Origin of the sequence: Buttiauxella noackiae (assembly GCF_000737905.1) — a bacterium.
GTDB classification, from domain to species: domain Bacteria; phylum Pseudomonadota; class Gammaproteobacteria; order Enterobacterales; family Enterobacteriaceae; genus Buttiauxella; species Buttiauxella noackiae.
On sequence record NZ_JPRU01000001.1, the window covers coordinates 1,365,766 to 1,384,426 of the forward strand.

Sequence of the window (18,661 nt, forward strand, 5' to 3'; positions counted from 1 at the left end):
TATTAGGAATCGAAGCGGGTTGGATGAAAAATTTCATGGTCAATCGGATGATATTTTTTTATCCGAAAAGACTAAATGCGCCCTAAAGCGCATTTAGTCGCTTGGTCTACTAACTTGCGATAGCCATACCAACCGTCATATGAAGACCGTAGAACACACCACGGCCAATCAGTTCACCAACAATAATCAGCACGAAAGCGAATGTCAGAACTGCAGGGTTTGCCTGGCCACCTTTTAGTTGCGGGATAATCCAACAAGCTAATGCAAGTGCCAGCACCAGCAAGCGCCATGACATTAATGCACCATATTGAGAAACCAGTGCTGATGCCTGAGTAATTGAGCTGTGGATTGTTGCTAAATCCATACCCTGCAACATCACAACCACAGTACTTATTACAACAGCCAGCAATGAAATTGCCGGGAGAAGGCGCATTCCCCACCCCGTTACGCCTGCAACGCTCAGCAATAAGTAACCGAGCAGTGGGCCACCAATAAACATTGTCAGGAAGAAACTCAACGGTGTATAAGCGCTATACCATGTTGGTACGGTGTCAATCAGGTAAACCTTGCACATCATCCAGACAAAGAACACGCCCAGAATCATCGTCAACACCATCCAGATTTTACCCAGTGCCTGCGGCATTTTGCCCAGCACGGTAATCAGCCACCAGAAACCGCCTACCGCAAAGAAGACCGAGCCACTGGCTATCTCATTACTTAATGCTGATTCCCCAATGCGATTAAGCGAGTTGAAGGCGCGTAACGGTGAACCGAGATGCAGTACTGAGGCCATAAAACCAATTCCCATCAGCACCCACAGCACGATCATCGTCCAGTGCACACGCTTTTGCTGTGCACGGTCGGAAACACCTGTCAGCAACGCTAACGCCATGACGATAAAACCACCTGCGACACATTGCCCTAAAACCGTAAAGACCATCAGCGGCCATTCATGCCATCCGTTACCCATCTCACACCTCCTTCGGGTTTGCCAGATAGCCGGTTTTATCCCCACAAGGGCGGCTGTTGGCGTTAGGTTTAATGACAATATTTGGCTTCGTGAAATGCGCTGATGGTAGCGGTGCAATAGCCGCTTGTTCGCCATATTTCTTACGCAGTTCGTCAATAGGAGCCATATCCAATGCACGAAGCGGGCAAGATTCAACACAAATAGGTTTCTTACCTTCGGCAATACGCGAGTAACAGCCGTCGCATTTAGTCATATGGCCTTTTTCTGCGTTGTACTGAGGTGCGCCATACGGACAAGCCATGTGGCAATAACGGCAGCCAATGCAAACATCTTCGTTTACCACGACAAATCCGTCCTCACGCTTATGCATTGCGCCACTTGGACAAACCTTCGTGCAAGCTGGATCTTCACAGTGGTTACAGGCAATCGACAGATAGTAGGCAAATACGTTTTGTTGCCAGACCCCGTTGTCTTGCTGCCAGTCACCACCGGCATATTCATAAATGCGACGGAAGCTGACGTCCGGGCCTAAATTTTTGTAATCTTTACAAGCCAGCTCACAGGTCTTACAACCAGTGCAGCGGCTGGAGTCTATATAAAATCCGTATTGGGTTGTCATCAGCTATTCCTTACGCCTTCTCGACCTGGACAAGGTTACTGTGGGATGGGTTGCCTTTTGCAAGTGGCGATGGCCGCTGCGTGGTTAACACGTTAATGCTACCCGAGTGGTCAACTTTATTGGCATCCGGGCTATACCAGGCCCCTTCCCCCATCGCGACAACGCCAGGTATTATGCGTGGAGTCACTTTTGCGTTGATTTGAACTTCCCCACGCCCATTGAAGATGCGCACTGTATCGCCGTTCTTAATTCCACGTTGCTGCGCATCAATGGGATTGATCCACATTTCCTGGCGGCAGGCTGCTTTCAACACATCCACATTGCCGTAGGTTGAGTGAGTACGCGCTTTGTAGTGGAAACCGGTCATCTGCAATGGCCATTTCTCGGCAAGCGGGTCACCAAAGTTTTCAAAACCGGCGCTGTAGACTGGAAGCGGATCGATGACATCTCCTTCATCAAGTTGCCAGGTGGCTGCAATTTCGGCTAACTGTTCAGAATAGATTTCAATTTTCCCTGATGGTGTCGTCAGTGGATTCGCCACAGGATCTTCGCGGAAGGCTTTATACGCCACGTGGTGGCCTTCAGGGTCACGCTGCTTGAAGATGCCAACCTTTCGGAATTCATCAAAGCTCGGTAGGCCAGGAATCGCTTCCTGAGACTGTTGATAGAGATGACGCATCCAGCCTTCTTGCGTGCGTCCTTCAGTGAACTGTTGCTCAACACCCATGCGTTTTGCCAGTTCAGTAGTCATCTCGTAAATGGTTTTGCACTCAAAACGCGGTTTGATCGCCTGATCGGCAAAAATTACATAAGCCATGTTGCCGCATGACGCATCGAGACAGAAATCCATCTGCTCAGAAGCGGTGCAGTCAGGCAGCAAAATGTCAGCGTATTTTGCTGATGACGTCATGTGGTTATCGATCACCACAATCATTTCGCATTTCTTGTCGTCTTGCAGGATATTGTGGGTACGGTTAATTTCTGAATGCTGGTTAATCAGACAGTTACTGGCGTAGTTCCAGACCATTTTAATTGGCACATCGAGCTTATCTTTGCCGCGCACACCATCTCGAGTGGCGGTCATTTCAGGGCCGCGTTCGATGGCATCTGTCCAAAGGAACATTGAAATACTGGCCTGCACTGGGTTTTTCAACGTCGGCATGCGAACAAATGGCAGGCTGTATGAACCTTCCCGCGCACCACTATTGCCACCGTGAACTCCAACGTTGCCGGTCAGAATCGACAACATCGCGATGGCGCGGGAAACCAGCTCACCATTTGAGTGGCGCTGCGGCCCCCAGCCCTGGCTAATAAATGCCGGCTTCGCCGTGGCGATTTCACGAGCAAGTTTAATGATGCGATCGGCTGGAATACCAGTAATTTGGGCCGCCCATTGGGGCGTTTTAGCCTTGCCATCAGTCCCTTCACCAAGAATATAAGCCTTGTAATGCCCGTTTGCTGGAGCCGTTTTTGGAAGGGTTTTTTCGTCGTAACCGACACAATATTTATCAAGGAATGGCTGATCAACCAGATTTTCAGTGATCATTACCCATGCTAAAGCTGAGATAAGGGCGGTATCAGTACCAGGACGAATAGGAATCCATTCATCTTCACGGCCTGCGCCGGTATCGGTGTAACGCGGATCGATGATAATCATGCGAGCATTAGATTTCTCGCGCGCTTGTTCAAGATAGTAAGTCACCCCGCCGCCGCTCATACGCGTTTCACCAGGGTTATTGCCAAACAGCACGACTAATTTGCTGTTTTCAATATCAGATGGGCTATTGCCATCCGCCCAGCCACCGTAGGTATAGTTCAGTCCAGCAGCAATTTGCGCGGTTGAATAGTCGCCATAATGGTTCAGATAACCACCACAGCAGTTCATCAGGCGGGCGATTAATGTTGAACCCGGCGGCCAGGAACGGGTCATCGTTCCACCCAGCGTACCGGTGCCGTAGTTCAGGTAAATGGCTTCGTTACCGTACTCTTTGATGATGCCTTTCATGCTGTTAGCGATGGTGTCGTAGGCTTCATCCCAACTGATGCGCTCAAATTTCCCTTCTCCACGTGCACCAACACGCTTCATTGGATATTTCAGACGATCGGCATTATAGACACGACGACGCATTGAGCGGCCACGCAGGCAGGCACGAACCTGATGCAACCCTTCATAATTGTCATCACCGGTATTGTCTGTCTCAACGTATTTTACTTCACCGTCCACCACATGCATCCGAAGTGGGCAACGGCTGCCGCAGTTTACTGTACAGGCGCTCCAGATAATTTTTTCAGCAGCGCTTTCGGTATCAGAGGCGGTCTGTGCAAAAGCCAGGCGGCTAAAGGGAAGTGTTAATGCTCCACTCGCAGCAGCAAGTCCACCGATAGCAGTGGTTTGCACCAGCTTACGGCGACTCACTTGTGCGGTAAGGACCGCATTAGAAGTTTTCTCTTTCATAATGACCCACTTGTTTAGTGCTCACATTTAAACAAGCTGACAACGGTTACTGACTAAATTGCGGTATGCGTATCCATTGCTCAGCCCAAAAGAGAAAGGAGTGTTTTGGTTTATGTCAGGGCCACAATTGTTAGTCCAGTTACATCATGTAACCTGAAACCATCAAATGATAAGGACCCTGAACGAATTGTATTAATAATCGCCACTCTCTTTCCGGGAGGGATAATACCCATATAGGGGTATTTGTTATTGTCTGGTGTCAATAAAGGCAGATTATCTGTGGTAATGAGAATGTTTACGGCATAAAAAAAGCGCCCGCAGGCGCTTTTCGAGAATAAAGCAGCACTAATACATTAGCCGATGAACTCGAGCCCTTTCATGTACGGACGCAGCACTTCAGGAACTTCGATTCGGCCATCTGCTTGCTGGTAGTTTTCAAGTACCGCAACCAGTGTACGACCTACAGCCAGACCAGAACCGTTCAGCGTATGCACCAAACGGGTTTTCTTGTCTGATTTGCTGCGGCAGCGAGCCTGCAAACGACGTGCCTGGAAATCTCCACAGTTGGAGCAAGAGGAGATTTCACGGTAAGTATCCTGCCCAGGCAGCCACACTTCCAGATCGTAAGTTTTGACCGCGCCAAAGCCCATATCACCAGAACACAACAACACTTTGCGGTATGGCAGATTCAATAACTCCAGGACTTTCTCCGCGTGGCTGGTCAACTCTTCCAGTGCTTCCATAGAGTCTTCCGGACGCACAATCTGCACCATCTCAACTTTATCGAACTGGTGCTGACGGATAAGACCACGCGTGTCACGACCGTAAGTACCCGCTTCAGAACGGAAGCATGGGGTATGTGCGGTCATTTTCAGCGGCAGAGTATCTTCATCGAGAATTTCATCACGCACCAGGTTGGTCAACGGCACTTCTGCGGTTGGGATCAATGCATAGTTGCTGGCATCGGCTTCTTCTTCCAGCGGACGAGTATGGAACAAGTCACCAGCAAATTTAGGCAATTGGCCTGTACCATAAAGCGTGTCGTGGTTTACCAAGTACGGAACATAGTTCTCAATATAACCATGCTGCTCAGTATGCAGGTCAAGCATAAACTGGCTCAGGGCGCGGTGCAGACGAGCAATTTGCCCTTGCATCACAACAAAGCGAGCACCGGTCAGTTTAACAGCAGATGCGAAATCCAGACCTTTAGCCATTTCGCCCAGCGTCACGTGGTCACGCACTTCAAAATCGAATTTACGCGGCTCACCCCAGCGGCAGATTTCAACATTTTCACTGTCATCTTTACCCATCGGCACGCAATCGTCCGGGATGTTAGGCAACGTCAGCGCGATGTCGCGGATCTCTGCAAGCAGGACATCAAGTTCAGTTTTTGCTGCATCCAGCTCTTCACCCAACTGGTTGACTTGCAAACGCAACGGCTCGATGTCTTCCCCACGAGCTTTCGCCTGGCCAATGGATTTCGATCGCGAGTTACGCTCAGCCTGCAGATTTTCTGTTTTAACCTGCAATACTTTACGACGCTCTTCTAAAGAGCGCAGCGTTTCTACATCCAGCTTGAAGCCTCGGCGTGCCAGTTTTTCAGCGACTGCGTCTGGCTCTGTACGCAGTAGATTGGGATCGAGCATGCTTATCCTGTGCTTATCGAATTAAATGAAGGGGATAGCGGTCACAGCCTGCAACCGCAATGATAGTCTTGCTAACCTTACCGCAACACCTGAATTATCGGTAGCGTTTTGTCGGGCTATTTTGATCCTGTTCAGCAAGCCAGGCGAGCTTTTCACCAATCTTGCCTTCAAGACCTCTGTTTGTCGGCTGATAATAGCGTGTTTGTGCCATTTCCTGCGGGAAGTAAACTTCTCCGGAAGCATAAGCATTGGGTTCATCATGAGCATAGCGATACTCCTGACCATACCCCATTTCTTTCATCAGTTTGGTTGGGGCATTACGTAAATGAACCGGAACGTCATAATCCGGACGCTCACGAGCATCCGCCATTGCGGCTTTGAATGCGGTGTAAACCGCATTACTTTTAGGCGCGCAGGCTAAGTAAACAATGGCCTGAGCAATTGCACGTTCGCCTTCTGCCGGGCCGACACGGGTAAAGCAGTCCCACGCAGAAATAGCAACCTGCATCCCACGAGGATCGGCATTTCCCACATCTTCGGACGCGATCGCAAGCAAACGCCTGGCAACGTATAACGGATCGCCACCGGCGGTGATGATACGCGCATACCAGTACAGAGCTGCATCAGGTGATGAGCCACGCACCGACTTGTGTAACGCAGAAATAAGATCGTAAAAACGGTCGCCTTTATTATCAAAGCGAGCGCTGCGTTCCCCAGCAATTTCAGTTAACAGAGCAATTTGTAGAACACGCTGACCGCTGTTATCAATTTCGGCCATATCAGCCATCATTTCCAGCGTGTTTAATGCGCGGCGTGCATCCCCATTGACTAGTTCTGCGATTGCAAGACGCGTGTCATCAGGCAGGACGATATTTTGCCCACCGTAGCCGCGCGCAGCATCATTCATCGCCTGGTCGAGAACTTTCTCAATATCTTCAGGGGTGAGCGATTTGAGCAAGTAAACGCGAGCGCGCGACAACAGTGCCGAATTGAGCTCGAATGAGGGATTTTCAGTGGTTGCGCCGATAAACGTAATCGTGCCGTCTTCAATGTGGGGCAAAAAAGCATCTTGCTGGCTTTTGTTGAAGCGATGGACTTCGTCGACAAACAGAATTGTGCGCCGCCCGGCATTGCGATTCTGGCGTGCGCGCTCTATGGCTTCGCGGATTTCTTTGACACCTGAAGTGACAGCCGAAATGCGTTCTACATCCGCGTCAGCATAGTGAGCAATTACTTCAGCCAATGTCGTTTTGCCCGTGCCCGGCGGCCCCCATAAAATCATTGAATGGAGATGCCCCGCTTCTATCGCTTTTGGAAGCGGTTTGCCCGGTGCGAGTAGATGTTGTTGGCCGATATATTGCGCGAGATTTTCTGGCCGCATACGCGCGGCCAGAGGTTTGAAGGTATTCTCAGAAAAATCGAGCGACAAGTTGCTCACTCATACCTCTACTTACGTTGGTCGTCCACCGTCACGCCTTTAGGCGGGGTAAACGTAAACTTACTCATATCCACCGCGCCATTCTGCTGCGTTTTCAGTGCATAGCTGCTGCGTTGATCGTCTTGCTCAATCGCACTGAACTGATGGATAGTCCCGTCGTTCCCGACGTTTATGGTGAACTGTTTAAGGTTCCCAGCGCTGGTTTTTGGAGTCAGAACAAAATCGTCGCCGCTTTGTTTGATGTTGTATTGCTGCCAGTCACTGCTTTGGTTGCGCGCAATCAGCATAAACGGGGTATTACCGGTCGCATCTTTCAGCCAAGTTGCACTAACTTGCTCAACAAACGGATTGTAGAACCACAATGTTTTGCCATCAGAAACCAGAATGCTTTCATCTGGCTGAGTCATATGCCAGTTGAACAAATTCGGACGTTTAACCCACAAATCACCCTGACCTTCCTGGACTGCGGCACCACTGCCATCAGTCACTTTCTGAGTAAAACTCGCGTGGAAGCTGCTGACTTTGTCCAGACGAGCTTTCAGATCACCTGCGGCGTCTGCCCAGGCAGCGGTTGCAGTCAGAGCAGCCAACAAAGCACAAGTAATAGCGATTTTTTTCATTATGATTCCTTAAAATTCATGCGCCACAAAGCGACTGCGCTGTGGTATTTCTGCTGCCCACTCTAGTCGAGAGTTCTTCTGTAGCAACAGAAGAATAAGCTGATTTTCCGGTAATTTACCCTTCTTTGCAAAGGAGCCGTAACGACGGCTCTTTTGCTTAGAATTACTCAAATGGCGGTGGCGCAAGCACTTCGCGGTTACCATTATGCCCTTGTGGACTCACGATACCCTGCGCTTCCATCTGTTCAACAATTCGGGCTGCACGGTTATAGCCGATGCGGAACTGACGCTGAACTCCGGAAATAGACGCTTTACGTTTTTCGACTACAAAAGCGACTGCTTGATCAAATAGCGGATCGAGTTCTTCATCACCGTCAAGACCACCACCTGTACCGCCTTCACTTTCGTTATCGGAAGTAATGCCAGTGATGTATTGTGGGCGGCCACGCGCTTTCCAGTCCTGAACGACAGCATGAACTTCCTGGTCACGAACAAACGCGCCATGGACACGAACCGGCAAAGTAGAGTTTGGTCCGGAATAAAGCATGTCACCCATGCCCAGCAGGGACTCAGCACCAGCCTGATCGAGGATGGTACGGGAGTCAATTTTGCTCGATACCGTAAACGCCACACGCGTTGGGATGTTGGCTTTAATCAAGCCGGTAATCACATCTACCGATGGACGCTGAGTAGCTAAAACTAAGTGAATGCCTGCAGCACGCGCTTTCTGCGCCAGGCGAGCGATCAACTCTTCAACTTTCTTACCGACCGTCATCATCAGGTCGGCAAACTCGTCCACCAGCACGACGATATATGGCAGTTTCTCAAGCATTGGATGGGAAACTTCCATACTGTCGCCCGGCTTCCAGAATGGATCTGGGATTGGGCGGCCCATGCGTTCAGCTTCCAACACGCGTTCGTTGTAACCCGCCAGATTTCGCACGCCTAACGCGGACATCAGCTTGTAACGACGTTCCATTTCGTTAACGCTCCAGCGCAATGCATTGGCAGCATCTTTCATATCTGTTACGACTTCAGTTAACAGATGTGGAATGCCTTCATACACTGACAACTCAAGCATTTTCGGGTCGATCATAATAAAGCGCACATCTTCAGGAGTGGCTTTATACAACATGCTAAGGATCATGGCGTTTACGCCAACAGACTTACCGGAACCAGTTGTACCGGCTACCAGCAAGTGCGGCATTTTTGCAAGATCAGCAATAACCGGTTCACCACCAATATCTTTACCTAATACCACTGTAAGTGGCGAAGTGCTTTCACGGAATTTGGCACAATCCAGCACTTCGCGCAGGTAGACGGTTTGGCGCTTTTTGTTTGGTAATTCCAGGCCCACATACGGTTTCCCCGGGATAACTTCCACAACACGCACGGCCACTGTCGACAATGAACGAGCAAGGTCGCGAGACAAGTTAGAAATACGCGCGGCTTTAACTCCAGGCGCTAAATCAAGCTCAAATCGGGTAATTACCGGACCCGGCGAGTAATCCACCACATCGGCTTTAATGCGGTAATCCGCAAGGCGGGCTTCAACCAGACGCGCCATTTGCTCAAGAGCAAAAGTATCTATTGGTTCAACTTCCGCAGGTGGAGAGGTCAGCAAATCCAAAGACGGCAACGGCGTGGTTGGGCGCTGCAACGGACGGTCATCACCATTACGCATCAGGAAAGGATGGATCAAACTTTCTTTTATCGATGGGGTGGCAACTGGTGCAGGTGTCGGTTGTTGTTGCACATGCGGCGGTGGAACTGCCTGCCAATTTTGCGATTGCTGCACAGGAACAGGTTCTTCAACGTGACCCGGCGTAAACAATGGCTCACTCGGCCCATCGTTAACTAACGTTTTCATTGGTGAGAAATCAAAATCATCCAATGAGAACGGCACATTATTTGGCTGTTGCTGATTCGGCTGCTGCTGGGGTTCTGAATAACGCTGTTGCTGTTGTGCAGCAAACTGGCGGGCTAATTCAGCCTGCTCGGCCTCATCTTCGTCTTGCTGCAAAGAGTCGTCTTCATACTCTTCACCATAACGCTGCTGCTGTTGAGCCGCAAACTGGCGAGCAAGTTCATGCTGTTCCATTTCTTGTGCATCGTCAGCATAGTCGTCTTCAATATCCATGCCATTCTGGCGACGCGCTTCCTCTTCAGCCATACGCTGAGACGGCAACTTAATTCCGTAAGAGGCAAGTTCACGACGAGTCGGCACGCGTACACGATTTGGACGTGGTAGCTGTGGGCCAATCCCCTCTTTAACCTGAGGGCGTGGCGCATCGCTGGCAATACTGAATACCGGACTAAACGCAGCCACGGCACCCGCAGCTTTCGCTGCGTCTTTAACACCTTGCGGAACAGATGGAGCCGCTACGATCGGAACCTCCGGCACAACGCCAGAGAAGCCCTGAGGTATAGCTGGCGCTTCAGAACGTGAAGAATCCGGTACTGATGTTGATGCAAATGCCGGGGAACTGTCATACCCATAAGGATCGGGTTTCGGTTCATTAACCGGCTGATACCAGGCCGCCAGTTGTTCACGTTCACGAGCACGTTTGGCTTCGACTTCTTCAAAATGATAGATCGGTGGACGAACGGCCGGCTTTATCTCTTCAACAGGTTCAGGCTCAGCAATTGGTTGAACGGGTGTTGGATCGTAATAAATTGGCTGAACTGGAGCTGGTTCAACAACAGGCTGAACCATTTCTGGTTCAGACCAATGGCTGGTCACCTGTTGCGGGTTGTATTGTTCCGCTGCTCGAGGCGCATGGTAACTTTCAGGTGTCGGCGCAAGCACTGGTTCAGGAGTCACCGTGGTCGGTGCAGGTTCCCAGGCGATTGCCGGAGTCTCCGCCACTTCCGGCGCAGGCGTGGCTACAGGAGATACGGTACCCGTTGGCATCACTGGAGCGGCATAAGCAGGGTTCGCCATTGCGGCAGCAGCAGCGACTGGCGCGACAATAGACTGTCCGTGTAATAGCGGATCGTACTCATCGCTTTCTGGCAACGTTGCTTTGTTACCAGAGAAGAGCACGTCATCTTCCGGGAATGTGGCTTTATTTGGCGAGAACAAAACATCATCCTCGGCATCATCCATTCTTTTGCCAGAAAATAGCGCCGAGTCTGTTTTGCGTGCATTTGGATTGGCGAATTTCTCTGAGATACGCTGCTTGCGAGCCAATGCCCCACGTAAAATACGCGCACGACGAGACTCACGCTTTTCTACTGCTGGTGCGTGTTCTTCATCATGTTCTTCTTCGTCGTCGTAATCATCGTCCTGCCAGGTGTTATCCCGGCGGGTGCGGTTGCTGGCAAACGTCAGCACGCTCAAAGTTGCGCTACCAATTTTCTCAGCAATACCGACCCAGGACCAACCAGTAAACAACGTTAGACCTGCCGCCCACACGCACAACAGAGCAATAGTACCGCCACTGCTGTTAAGCAATGGCATCATGGCAGTGCTCAGCAAACTACCGATCACCCCGCCGGAGGCAAAATACCAAATATCATCGGCGTTAATCGCAGCAAGGCCGCAGGCGGTAAGTACCATGGCCAATACGCCTATAAGGCGTAAGGAAACGGCAAAATAATCAATAAATTCTTCGTTATCCCGATTGCGGAAAGTAAACCAACACGCACCGATAATGATAACCGGAATGGTGTAGGCCATTACGCCAAAAATAAACAGCAGCGTATCGGCCAACCACGCACCCGGCATCCCACCTAAATTATGAATAGGTTCGTGCCATGCGGTTTGTGACCAACTGGGATCGGAAGGATTAAAACTAAGCAGCGCTACCATCAAATAGACGGCAAAAATGGCAACAAGGAGGAGTAAGGCCTCTAATGCCCGACGCCCGCTGCTGAGTTTCCTCAATGTAACTTCTTTTTCTTCGGTGTATTCCTGGCTCAAGTAAGACTCTCCAGGTCCTTAATAAATATGGAGAGCCACAGTGCCGGGCATTCCCGGCACTGTGGCTGTATGAATGACCAGGAGTGTAACCAAAATACGCAGATTTTGCACCTGGCCCGTGTTAACGGGTCTTAATAACCAGACGATTGCTCTGTTTGACCTCTTCCATGACCACATAGGTACGGGTATCGTTCACACCCGGCAGTCGCAACAAGGTCTCGCCTAGTAATTTGCGGTACGCAGACATATCAGGCACACGAGTCTTCAACAAATAGTCGAAATCACCGGATACCAAATGACACTCTTGAATTTCTTCAAGTTTTTGCACTGCGGCGTTAAATTGCTCAAACACATCTGGCGCGCCACGATTCAGAGTAATCTCAACAAAAACCAGAAGTGATGCATCCAGATAATGCGGGTTCAACAGAGCGGTATAGCCCTGAATGAAACCCTGTCGTTCCAGACGACGCACGCGCTCAAGGCACGGAGTCGGTGAAAGCCCAACACGCTTCGAAAGCTCGACGTTGGAAATACGCCCATCCTTCTGTAGCTCATTAAGAATGTTACGATCGATGCGGTCGAGATCTTTGCCAGGGCGCTTCTTACTATCTACCATTATTATTGTCTCTCTGTGTTCCTTCCTTCACCTGCCATAACCCGGTCAACGTCACTGTTCCGGGTGTACGTGAGAAGACCGGTGCCCAACGGCTGCCATCGACATCACTCATGGCGTCTGTCCACGCCATGAGTAGATTTCAATAACCCGGTAAAATTGCATCAGGTATGCGTGATTATTTTACTGCTCTCATACCAAATGTTTTTCTTCCTCGAATGTTTTCGCAAATGCTTAGCGGATTGTCAAAGCAAAACATCGAAATTTAGTGGAACGTGCCATATATCCGGGGCACTTGATGATTATTCATCACTTTACCTGCGTGACTAATTACCCTATTTAGACGGATTTTTATGCGTTTTATATGCGTTAAGCAATGGCTGATTGAGTTGAGCTATTACACATATAGTTAACAAAATCGCTGCACCCTTTTTTTAACCCGCCAAATTCCCTACAATCCCTCGATTGTCTGCCAACGAACAATGAGGATCTCATGGGCACCGCTAAACACAGTAAATTGCTAATTCTTGGCTCCGGCCCTGCGGGCTACACCGCAGCAGTCTACGCGGCGCGCGCCAACCTCAAGCCCGTTTTAATTACCGGGATGGAAAAAGGTGGCCAATTGACCACTACGACCGAAGTCGAGAACTGGCCGGGTGATCCAAATGACCTGACTGGCCCCGCTCTGATGGAGCGCATGCACGAACACGCAACTAAATTCGAAACCGAAATTCTGTTCGATCACATTTCTAAAGTTGATCTCCAGAATCGTCCATTCCGTCTGTCGGGTGACAGCGGTGAATACACGTGTGATGCGTTGATCATCGCAACCGGCGCTTCAGCACGTTACCTGGGGCTGCCTTCAGAAGAGGCATTTAAAGGCCGTGGCGTTTCCGCCTGCGCTACCTGCGATGGTTTCTTCTACCGCAATCAAAAAGTTGCAGTCATCGGCGGCGGTAACACCGCAGTTGAAGAAGCGCTTTATCTGGCAAACATTGCCTCTGAAGTGCATTTGATTCACCGCCGCGACAGCTTCCGTGCGGAAAAAATCCTTATTAATCGCCTGATGGATAAGGTGAAGAACGGCAATATCGTACTTCACACTAACCGCACGCTGGATGAAGTCACTGGCGATCAAATGGGTGTTAGTGGTTTGCGTCTGCGCGATGCGCATAACACTGACCAGACGGAAGAGTTAGAAGTTGCGGGTCTGTTTGTTGCTATCGGCCACAGCCCGAACACTGGGATTTTTGACGGTCAGCTAGAGCTGGAGAATGGTTACATCAAAGTGCAGTCCGGTATCCACGGTAATGCCACGCAAACCAGCATCCCTGGTGTATTTGCTGCAGGTGATGTTATGGACCACATCTATCGCCAGGCAATTACCTCTGCAGGCACAGGATGTATGGCTGCATTAGATGCTGAGCGTTACCTGGACGGACTCGCCGAACAGAATAAATAACTCTCGTAATCCATAGCGACAATTTGAAGATACGTAAAGGCGACTGAATAAGTCGCCTTTCTTTTGCCTGCGTTGTAACATTGCCCGCAAATTTTGCCTGATAATTCATCATTTACCTGCACTGGCAACCATGAATAAAACCCGTCAAAAAGAACTTAGCCGCTGGCTAAAAACACAAAGTATTATCTCGCGCCGCTGGCTGGGGCTTTCCCGTTTTTTGGGTTTGGTCAGTGGGCTGTTAATCGTTGCTCAGGCCTGGATTTTAGCCAGGATGTTGCAGCATATGATTATGGAAAACATACCGCGTGAAGCTTTGCTTCTGCTGTTCGTTATCCTGATTCTTATTTTTGTATTACGAGCCTGGGTCGTATGGCTGCGAGAAAAAGTCGGTTTCTACGCCGGGCTTCATATTCGGCAGGAAATACGCCGTAAAGTGCTCGACCGCGTGCATGAAGCCGGTCCTGCCTCAATTCAGGGTAAACCTGTCGGCAGTTGGGCAACGCTGGTTCTCGAACAGATTGAAGATATGCACGATTATTACGCCCGTTACCTGCCACAGATGTCGCTTGCGGTGATGGTTCCGGTACTGATTTTAATCGTAATTTTCCCATCCAACTGGGTCGCTGCGTTGATTTTGCTTTGCACCGCACCGCTTATCCCGCTGTTTATGGCGATGGTAGGTATGGGGGCTGCAGATGCGAACCGCCGTAACTTCCAGGCGCTTGCACGACTGAGCGGGCATTTCCTTGACCGCCTACGTGGTATGGAAACACTTCGCTTGTTTAACCGTGGTAGCGCGGAAACAGAAAATATCCGTGTTGCTTCGCAGGATTTCCGCCAGCGTACTATGGAAGTTTTACGCCTTGCGTTCCTCTCATCCGGCGTACTGGAGTTCTTCGCCTCACTTTCAATCGCGGTGGTTGCGGTTTACTTCGGCTTCTCCTATCTGGGCGAACTTAACTTCGGCCACTACAGCACCGGCGTGACTCTGTTTGCTGGTTTTCTGGCCCTGATTCTCGCTCCTGAGTTTTTCCAACCGCTACGCGATTTAGGCACTTTCTATCACGCTAAAGCACAAGCCGTAGGTGCAGCTGATAGCCTGATGACATTCCTCGATGCACCATTGCAGGAACGTAAAAAAGGCAGTGCACAATTTAATTGCAACGAGCCTATCTGCATTGAAGCGCGTGATTTAGTTATCCTGTCGACCGAAGAAAAAGTTCTCGCAGGGCCTCTGAACTTCACTCTTTCAGGTAACCAACGCGTCGTTTTGGTTGGGCAAAGTGGTGCGGGTAAAAGCTCACTGCTCAATGTGTTATCTGGCTTTTTACCTTATCAAGGGCAGTTGCTGGTCAACGGTATTGAGCTTTCAGAGCTTGACCCTAAATGGTGGCGCGAACAACTCAGTTGGGTTGGGCAAAACCCACAACTTCCGGCTCCAACCATCCGCGAAAACGTGCTGTTGAGTGCCCCAGATGCGAGCTCTGAACAATTAGCTACCGCACTGGAAAAAGCCTCTGTCAGCGAATTCCTGCCGTTGTTACCGCAAGGTATTGATACACCTCTTGGCGAAGCTGCTGCACGCTTATCGGTCGGCCAGGCACAACGTGTCGCCGTAGCTCGCGCCTTATTGATGCCATGCGGATTGTTACTGCTGGATGAACCAGCCGCAAGCCTGGACGCTCACAGCGAGCAGCGAGTAATGGATGCTTTGAGTGACGCTTCCCGTCAACAAACGACGTTAATGGTAACGCACCAGTTGGACTACATCAGCGGCTGGGACGAGGTGTGGGTGATGCGTGATGGTCGTATCGTGCAGCAAGGAGATTACGCAACGCTTGCCTCTCAGGAAGGCCCGTTTGCCACGTTACTGGCTCATCGCCAGGAGGAGATTTAATGCGCGCTTTACTACCCTACCTGGCGCTTTATTGTCGCCATAAATGGCTGCTGACGCTTGGCGTGGTGCTGGCAATTATCACGCTACTGGCAAGTATTGGGCTTCTGACGCTTTCGGGCTGGTTCCTGTCAGCCTCGGCCGTAGTCGGCGTAGCGGGCATTTATAGTTTTAACTATATGTTGCCTGCCGCTGGTGTGCGTGGTGGTGCAATTACGCGTACCGCAGGGCGTTACTTTGAACGTCTGGTCAGCCATGATGCGACGTTCCGCGTGCTTCAACATTTGCGCGTCTCCACTTTTAGCAAACTGCTTCCGCTCTCCCCTGCCGGACTGGCACGCTTTCGTCAGGGCGAATTACTTAATCGCCTGGTTGCTGATGTCGACACCCTTGACCATCTTTACCTGCGCGTGATTTCTCCGATGGTTGGCGCGTTTGTCGTGATCGTCGTGGTGACCTTCGGTTTAAGCTGGCTCGATGTAGAGTTGGCGCTTACGCTCGGCGCTATCTTACTGGCGACGTTAGTGTTGTTACCGCCGGTGTTTTATTTCGCAGGAAAATCAACCGGTGAGGCAATCACTGTCCAACGTGGACAATACCGTCAGCAACTCACAGCATGGCTACAGGGCCACGCAGAGTTAACCATTTTTGGCGCTACCCAGCGTTATCGCCAGCAACTCGAAGCGACTGAAGATCGCTGGCAAGAAGCACAGCGCCGCCAGGCTGAGCTTACGGCTCTCTCGCAAGCCGTGATGCTGCTTATTAGCGGCGCGGCAGTAATATTGATGCTGTGGATGGCTGCGGCGGGTGTTGGCGGGAATACCACACCTGGCGCGCTTATCGCGTTGTTTGTGTTCTGTGCCCTTGCCTCTTTCGAAGCCCTGGCTCCGGTCACCGGTGCGTTTCAACATCTGGGCCAGGTGATTACCTCGGCACTGCGCGTTACGGAAATCACTAGCCAAAAACCAGAAGTGGTGTTCACTGAGCAACCTCATGCCGTTCCTGAACGCGTAGCGCTGGATATCAACAATCTGAGCTTTGCTTATCCTGACCAGTCGCAGATGGCGTTACGCGGTATCTCGCTTAAAGTCGATGCAGGACAACATGTCGCGATTCTGGGGCGCACTGGCTGTGGGAAATCCACTCTACTCCAGTTACTTACTCGCGCCTGGGAACCACACCACGGCGAAATTCGTATTAATGGCGAAGCTTTAAGTCAATTTGATGAAACGGCTTTGCGTGCTGCCACGAGCGTCGTATCACAACGTGTACATCTGTTTAGCGCCACATTGCGCGATAACTTACTGCTTGCAGCTCCACAGGCCAGCGATGAACAACTCAGCAGCATCCTGACCCGCGTTGGTCTTGAGAAGTTATTAGAAGATGCTGGTCTCAATAGCTGGCTTGGTGAAGGTGGCCGACAACTGTCTGGCGGCGAGTTACGTCGGCTGGCGATTGCACGTGCGTTATTACACGATGCCCCTCTGTTCTTATTGGATGAACCAACTGAGGGTCTGGATGCTGAAACAGAGCGCCAGATACTTGATTTGCTGGCCGAAGTGACCAAAGAAAAGACCGTGCTGATGGTTACCCATCGCCTGCGTGGACTTGCTAATTTCGACAGCATAATTGTGATGGACAACGGGCAAATTATTGAGCAAGGTAATCACCCAGATTTAATGGCCAGCGGTGGGCGTTATTATCATTTCCACCAGCGTTTGTAGGCTGTGTAATTGGTCTATTATCAATATTTACTGCCCCCTGGAGTTTGGATGTCATGCGCCTTATTCAGCTTTCCCGTGACTCAATCGCCTTCCCCTCACCGGAAGGCGCGTTGCGTGAACCTAATGGGTTACTGGCGCTCGGGGGTGACTTAAGCCCGGCTCGTTTGCTGATGGCTTATCAGCGCGGTATCTTTCCATGGTTCTCCCCTGGTGACCCCATTTTATGGTGGTCGCCAGACCCGCGCGCGGTGCTTTTTCCGGATCAGTTTCACCTTAGTCGCAGCATGAAGCGTTTCCACCGCAACTCCCCATATCGGGTGACCCTGAATCACGCTTTCGAGCGTGTTATCAGCGAGTGCGCTGACGATCGCGACGAAGGAACATGGATAACCCCTGAAATCATCGACGCCTATAAACGGCTTCATGAATTAGGCCACGCCCATTCGATTGAAGTCTGGGAAGATAAAGAATTGGTTGGCGGAGTATATGGTGTTGCACAAGGCTCTCTGTTTTGTGGTGAATCCATGTTCAGCCGCAGGGAAAATGCTTCAAAAACGGCGCTGCTGGTCTTCTGCCAACACTTTCTCAGTTATGGTGGCAAGCTGATTGATTGCCAGGTGCTAAATGCCCATACCGCATCATTGGGAGCGATTGAAATTCCTCGTCGTGAATATCTGGAGCATTTGTCTACTTTTCGTCCGCAGCATCTTGCATCTTATTGCTGGGTGCCACAAATACTGTCGTAACGATAATGTTTACGGCACATTACTGTTAAGAGTGTTATAATTAGCCCCGCAGAGTGAGCTCTGCTCATTACCCCGCCGCCGTTTGGGATTAGCTTTAACAGGGATCGCCCATCGTTTATCTCTTCGCAGCCCTCATCGTAAGCGCCAACAGTGCAGCTTTTGAGTGGGTTTTGGGTAATGCGCAAATTGCACTTTCGCTGGTGATTTCACCAACAATTCTTTACATGATACGTGAACTTGGGCATTATCTTGCCGGTTCAAAACTATGGTAGTGATACCCTCGAGGATTAGATGGCCAAAGAAGACAATATTGAAATGCAGGGTACCGTTCTTGATACGTTACCTAACACCATGTTCCGCGTTGAGCTGGAAAACGGGCACGTGGTAACCGCTCATATCTCCGGTAAAATGCGTAAAAACTATATCCGCATCCTGACGGGTGACAAAGTCACTGTAGAGCTGACCCCGTACGACCTGAGCAAAGGCCGCATTGTCTTCCGTAGTCGCTGATAGTTTTATTTAACGCTGCGTGATAAACAGGCGGCGTAA

13 protein-coding genes are annotated in these 18,661 nt (G+C 50.4%); 5 read left to right on the forward strand and 8 right to left on the reverse strand.

The window, feature by feature from the left end:
* Nucleotides 1–109: 109 nt before the first annotated feature.
* From IX31_RS06290 to lrp, 8 genes are all read right to left on the reverse strand, one after another.
* Complete coding sequence (locus IX31_RS06290) at nt 110–970, reverse strand: dimethyl sulfoxide reductase anchor subunit family protein (protein ID WP_034456381.1); 861 nt, start codon at nt 968–970, stop codon at nt 110–112.
* 1 nt (nt 971) lies between these two features.
* The gene (locus tag IX31_RS06295) at nt 972–1,589 is read right to left on the reverse strand and encodes a DMSO/selenate family reductase complex B subunit (RefSeq protein WP_034456382.1); all 618 of its coding nucleotides are present in this window, start codon (nt 1,587–1,589) and stop codon (nt 972–974) included.
* Nucleotides 1,590–1,599: 10 nt separating this feature from the next.
* Nucleotides 1,600–4,044 carry a dimethylsulfoxide reductase subunit A gene (dmsA, locus tag IX31_RS06300; protein ID WP_034456383.1) on the reverse strand — a complete coding sequence of 815 codons (2,445 nt, stop codon included), beginning with the start codon at nt 4,042–4,044 and terminating at the stop codon, nt 1,600–1,602.
* Nucleotides 4,045–4,397: 353 nt separating this feature from the next.
* Nucleotides 4,398–5,690, reverse strand: coding sequence for a serine--tRNA ligase (gene serS, locus IX31_RS06305; protein ID WP_034456384.1), 1,293 nt, complete (start codon nt 5,688–5,690; stop codon nt 4,398–4,400).
* Between the two features lie 94 nt (nt 5,691–5,784).
* Nucleotides 5,785–7,128 carry a replication-associated recombination protein A gene (locus tag IX31_RS06310; RefSeq protein ID WP_034456385.1) on the reverse strand — a complete coding sequence of 448 codons (1,344 nt, stop codon included), beginning with the start codon at nt 7,126–7,128 and terminating at the stop codon, nt 5,785–5,787.
* An 8-nt stretch (nt 7,129–7,136) separates the two neighbouring features.
* Nucleotides 7,137–7,748 (reverse strand): outer membrane lipoprotein periplasmic chaperone LolA, encoded by a 612-nt coding sequence (lolA, locus tag IX31_RS06315; protein WP_034456386.1) that lies wholly within the window; start codon nt 7,746–7,748, stop codon nt 7,137–7,139.
* A 163-nt stretch (nt 7,749–7,911) separates the two neighbouring features.
* Nucleotides 7,912–11,673 carry a DNA translocase FtsK 4TM domain-containing protein gene (locus tag IX31_RS06320; protein WP_034456388.1) on the reverse strand — a complete coding sequence of 1,254 codons (3,762 nt, stop codon included), beginning with the start codon at nt 11,671–11,673 and terminating at the stop codon, nt 7,912–7,914.
* Between the two features lie 121 nt (nt 11,674–11,794).
* The gene (gene lrp / locus IX31_RS06325; protein ID WP_000228469.1) at nt 11,795–12,289 is read right to left on the reverse strand and encodes a leucine-responsive transcriptional regulator Lrp; all 495 of its coding nucleotides are present in this window, start codon (nt 12,287–12,289) and stop codon (nt 11,795–11,797) included.
* 490 nt (nt 12,290–12,779) lie between these two features.
* Here lrp and trxB point away from each other — a divergent pair, with 490 nt between their 5' ends.
* From trxB to infA, 5 genes are all read left to right on the forward strand, one after another.
* Nucleotides 12,780–13,748 (forward strand): thioredoxin-disulfide reductase, encoded by a 969-nt coding sequence (trxB, locus tag IX31_RS06330; protein WP_034456394.1) that lies wholly within the window; start codon nt 12,780–12,782, stop codon nt 13,746–13,748.
* A 130-nt stretch (nt 13,749–13,878) separates the two neighbouring features.
* The gene (cydD, locus tag IX31_RS06335) at nt 13,879–15,645 is read left to right on the forward strand and encodes a heme ABC transporter permease/ATP-binding protein CydD (RefSeq protein ID WP_034456396.1); all 1,767 of its coding nucleotides are present in this window, start codon (nt 13,879–13,881) and stop codon (nt 15,643–15,645) included.
* Nucleotides 15,645–17,366 (forward strand): heme ABC transporter ATP-binding protein/permease CydC, encoded by a 1,722-nt coding sequence (gene cydC / locus IX31_RS06340; RefSeq protein WP_034456398.1) that lies wholly within the window; start codon nt 15,645–15,647, stop codon nt 17,364–17,366. Before cydD ends, cydC begins: the two co-directional genes overlap by 1 nt.
* 53 nt (nt 17,367–17,419) lie before the next feature.
* A complete protein-coding gene (gene aat, locus IX31_RS06345) occupies nt 17,420–18,112 on the forward strand; it encodes a leucyl/phenylalanyl-tRNA--protein transferase (RefSeq protein ID WP_034456400.1) in 693 nt (230 codons plus the stop codon).
* A 291-nt stretch (nt 18,113–18,403) separates the two neighbouring features.
* On the forward strand, nt 18,404–18,622 hold the full coding sequence (gene infA, locus IX31_RS06350) for a translation initiation factor IF-1 (protein ID WP_002211347.1): 219 nt from the start codon (nt 18,404–18,406) through the stop codon (nt 18,620–18,622).
* The last annotated feature ends 39 nt before the right edge of the window (nt 18,623–18,661 follow it).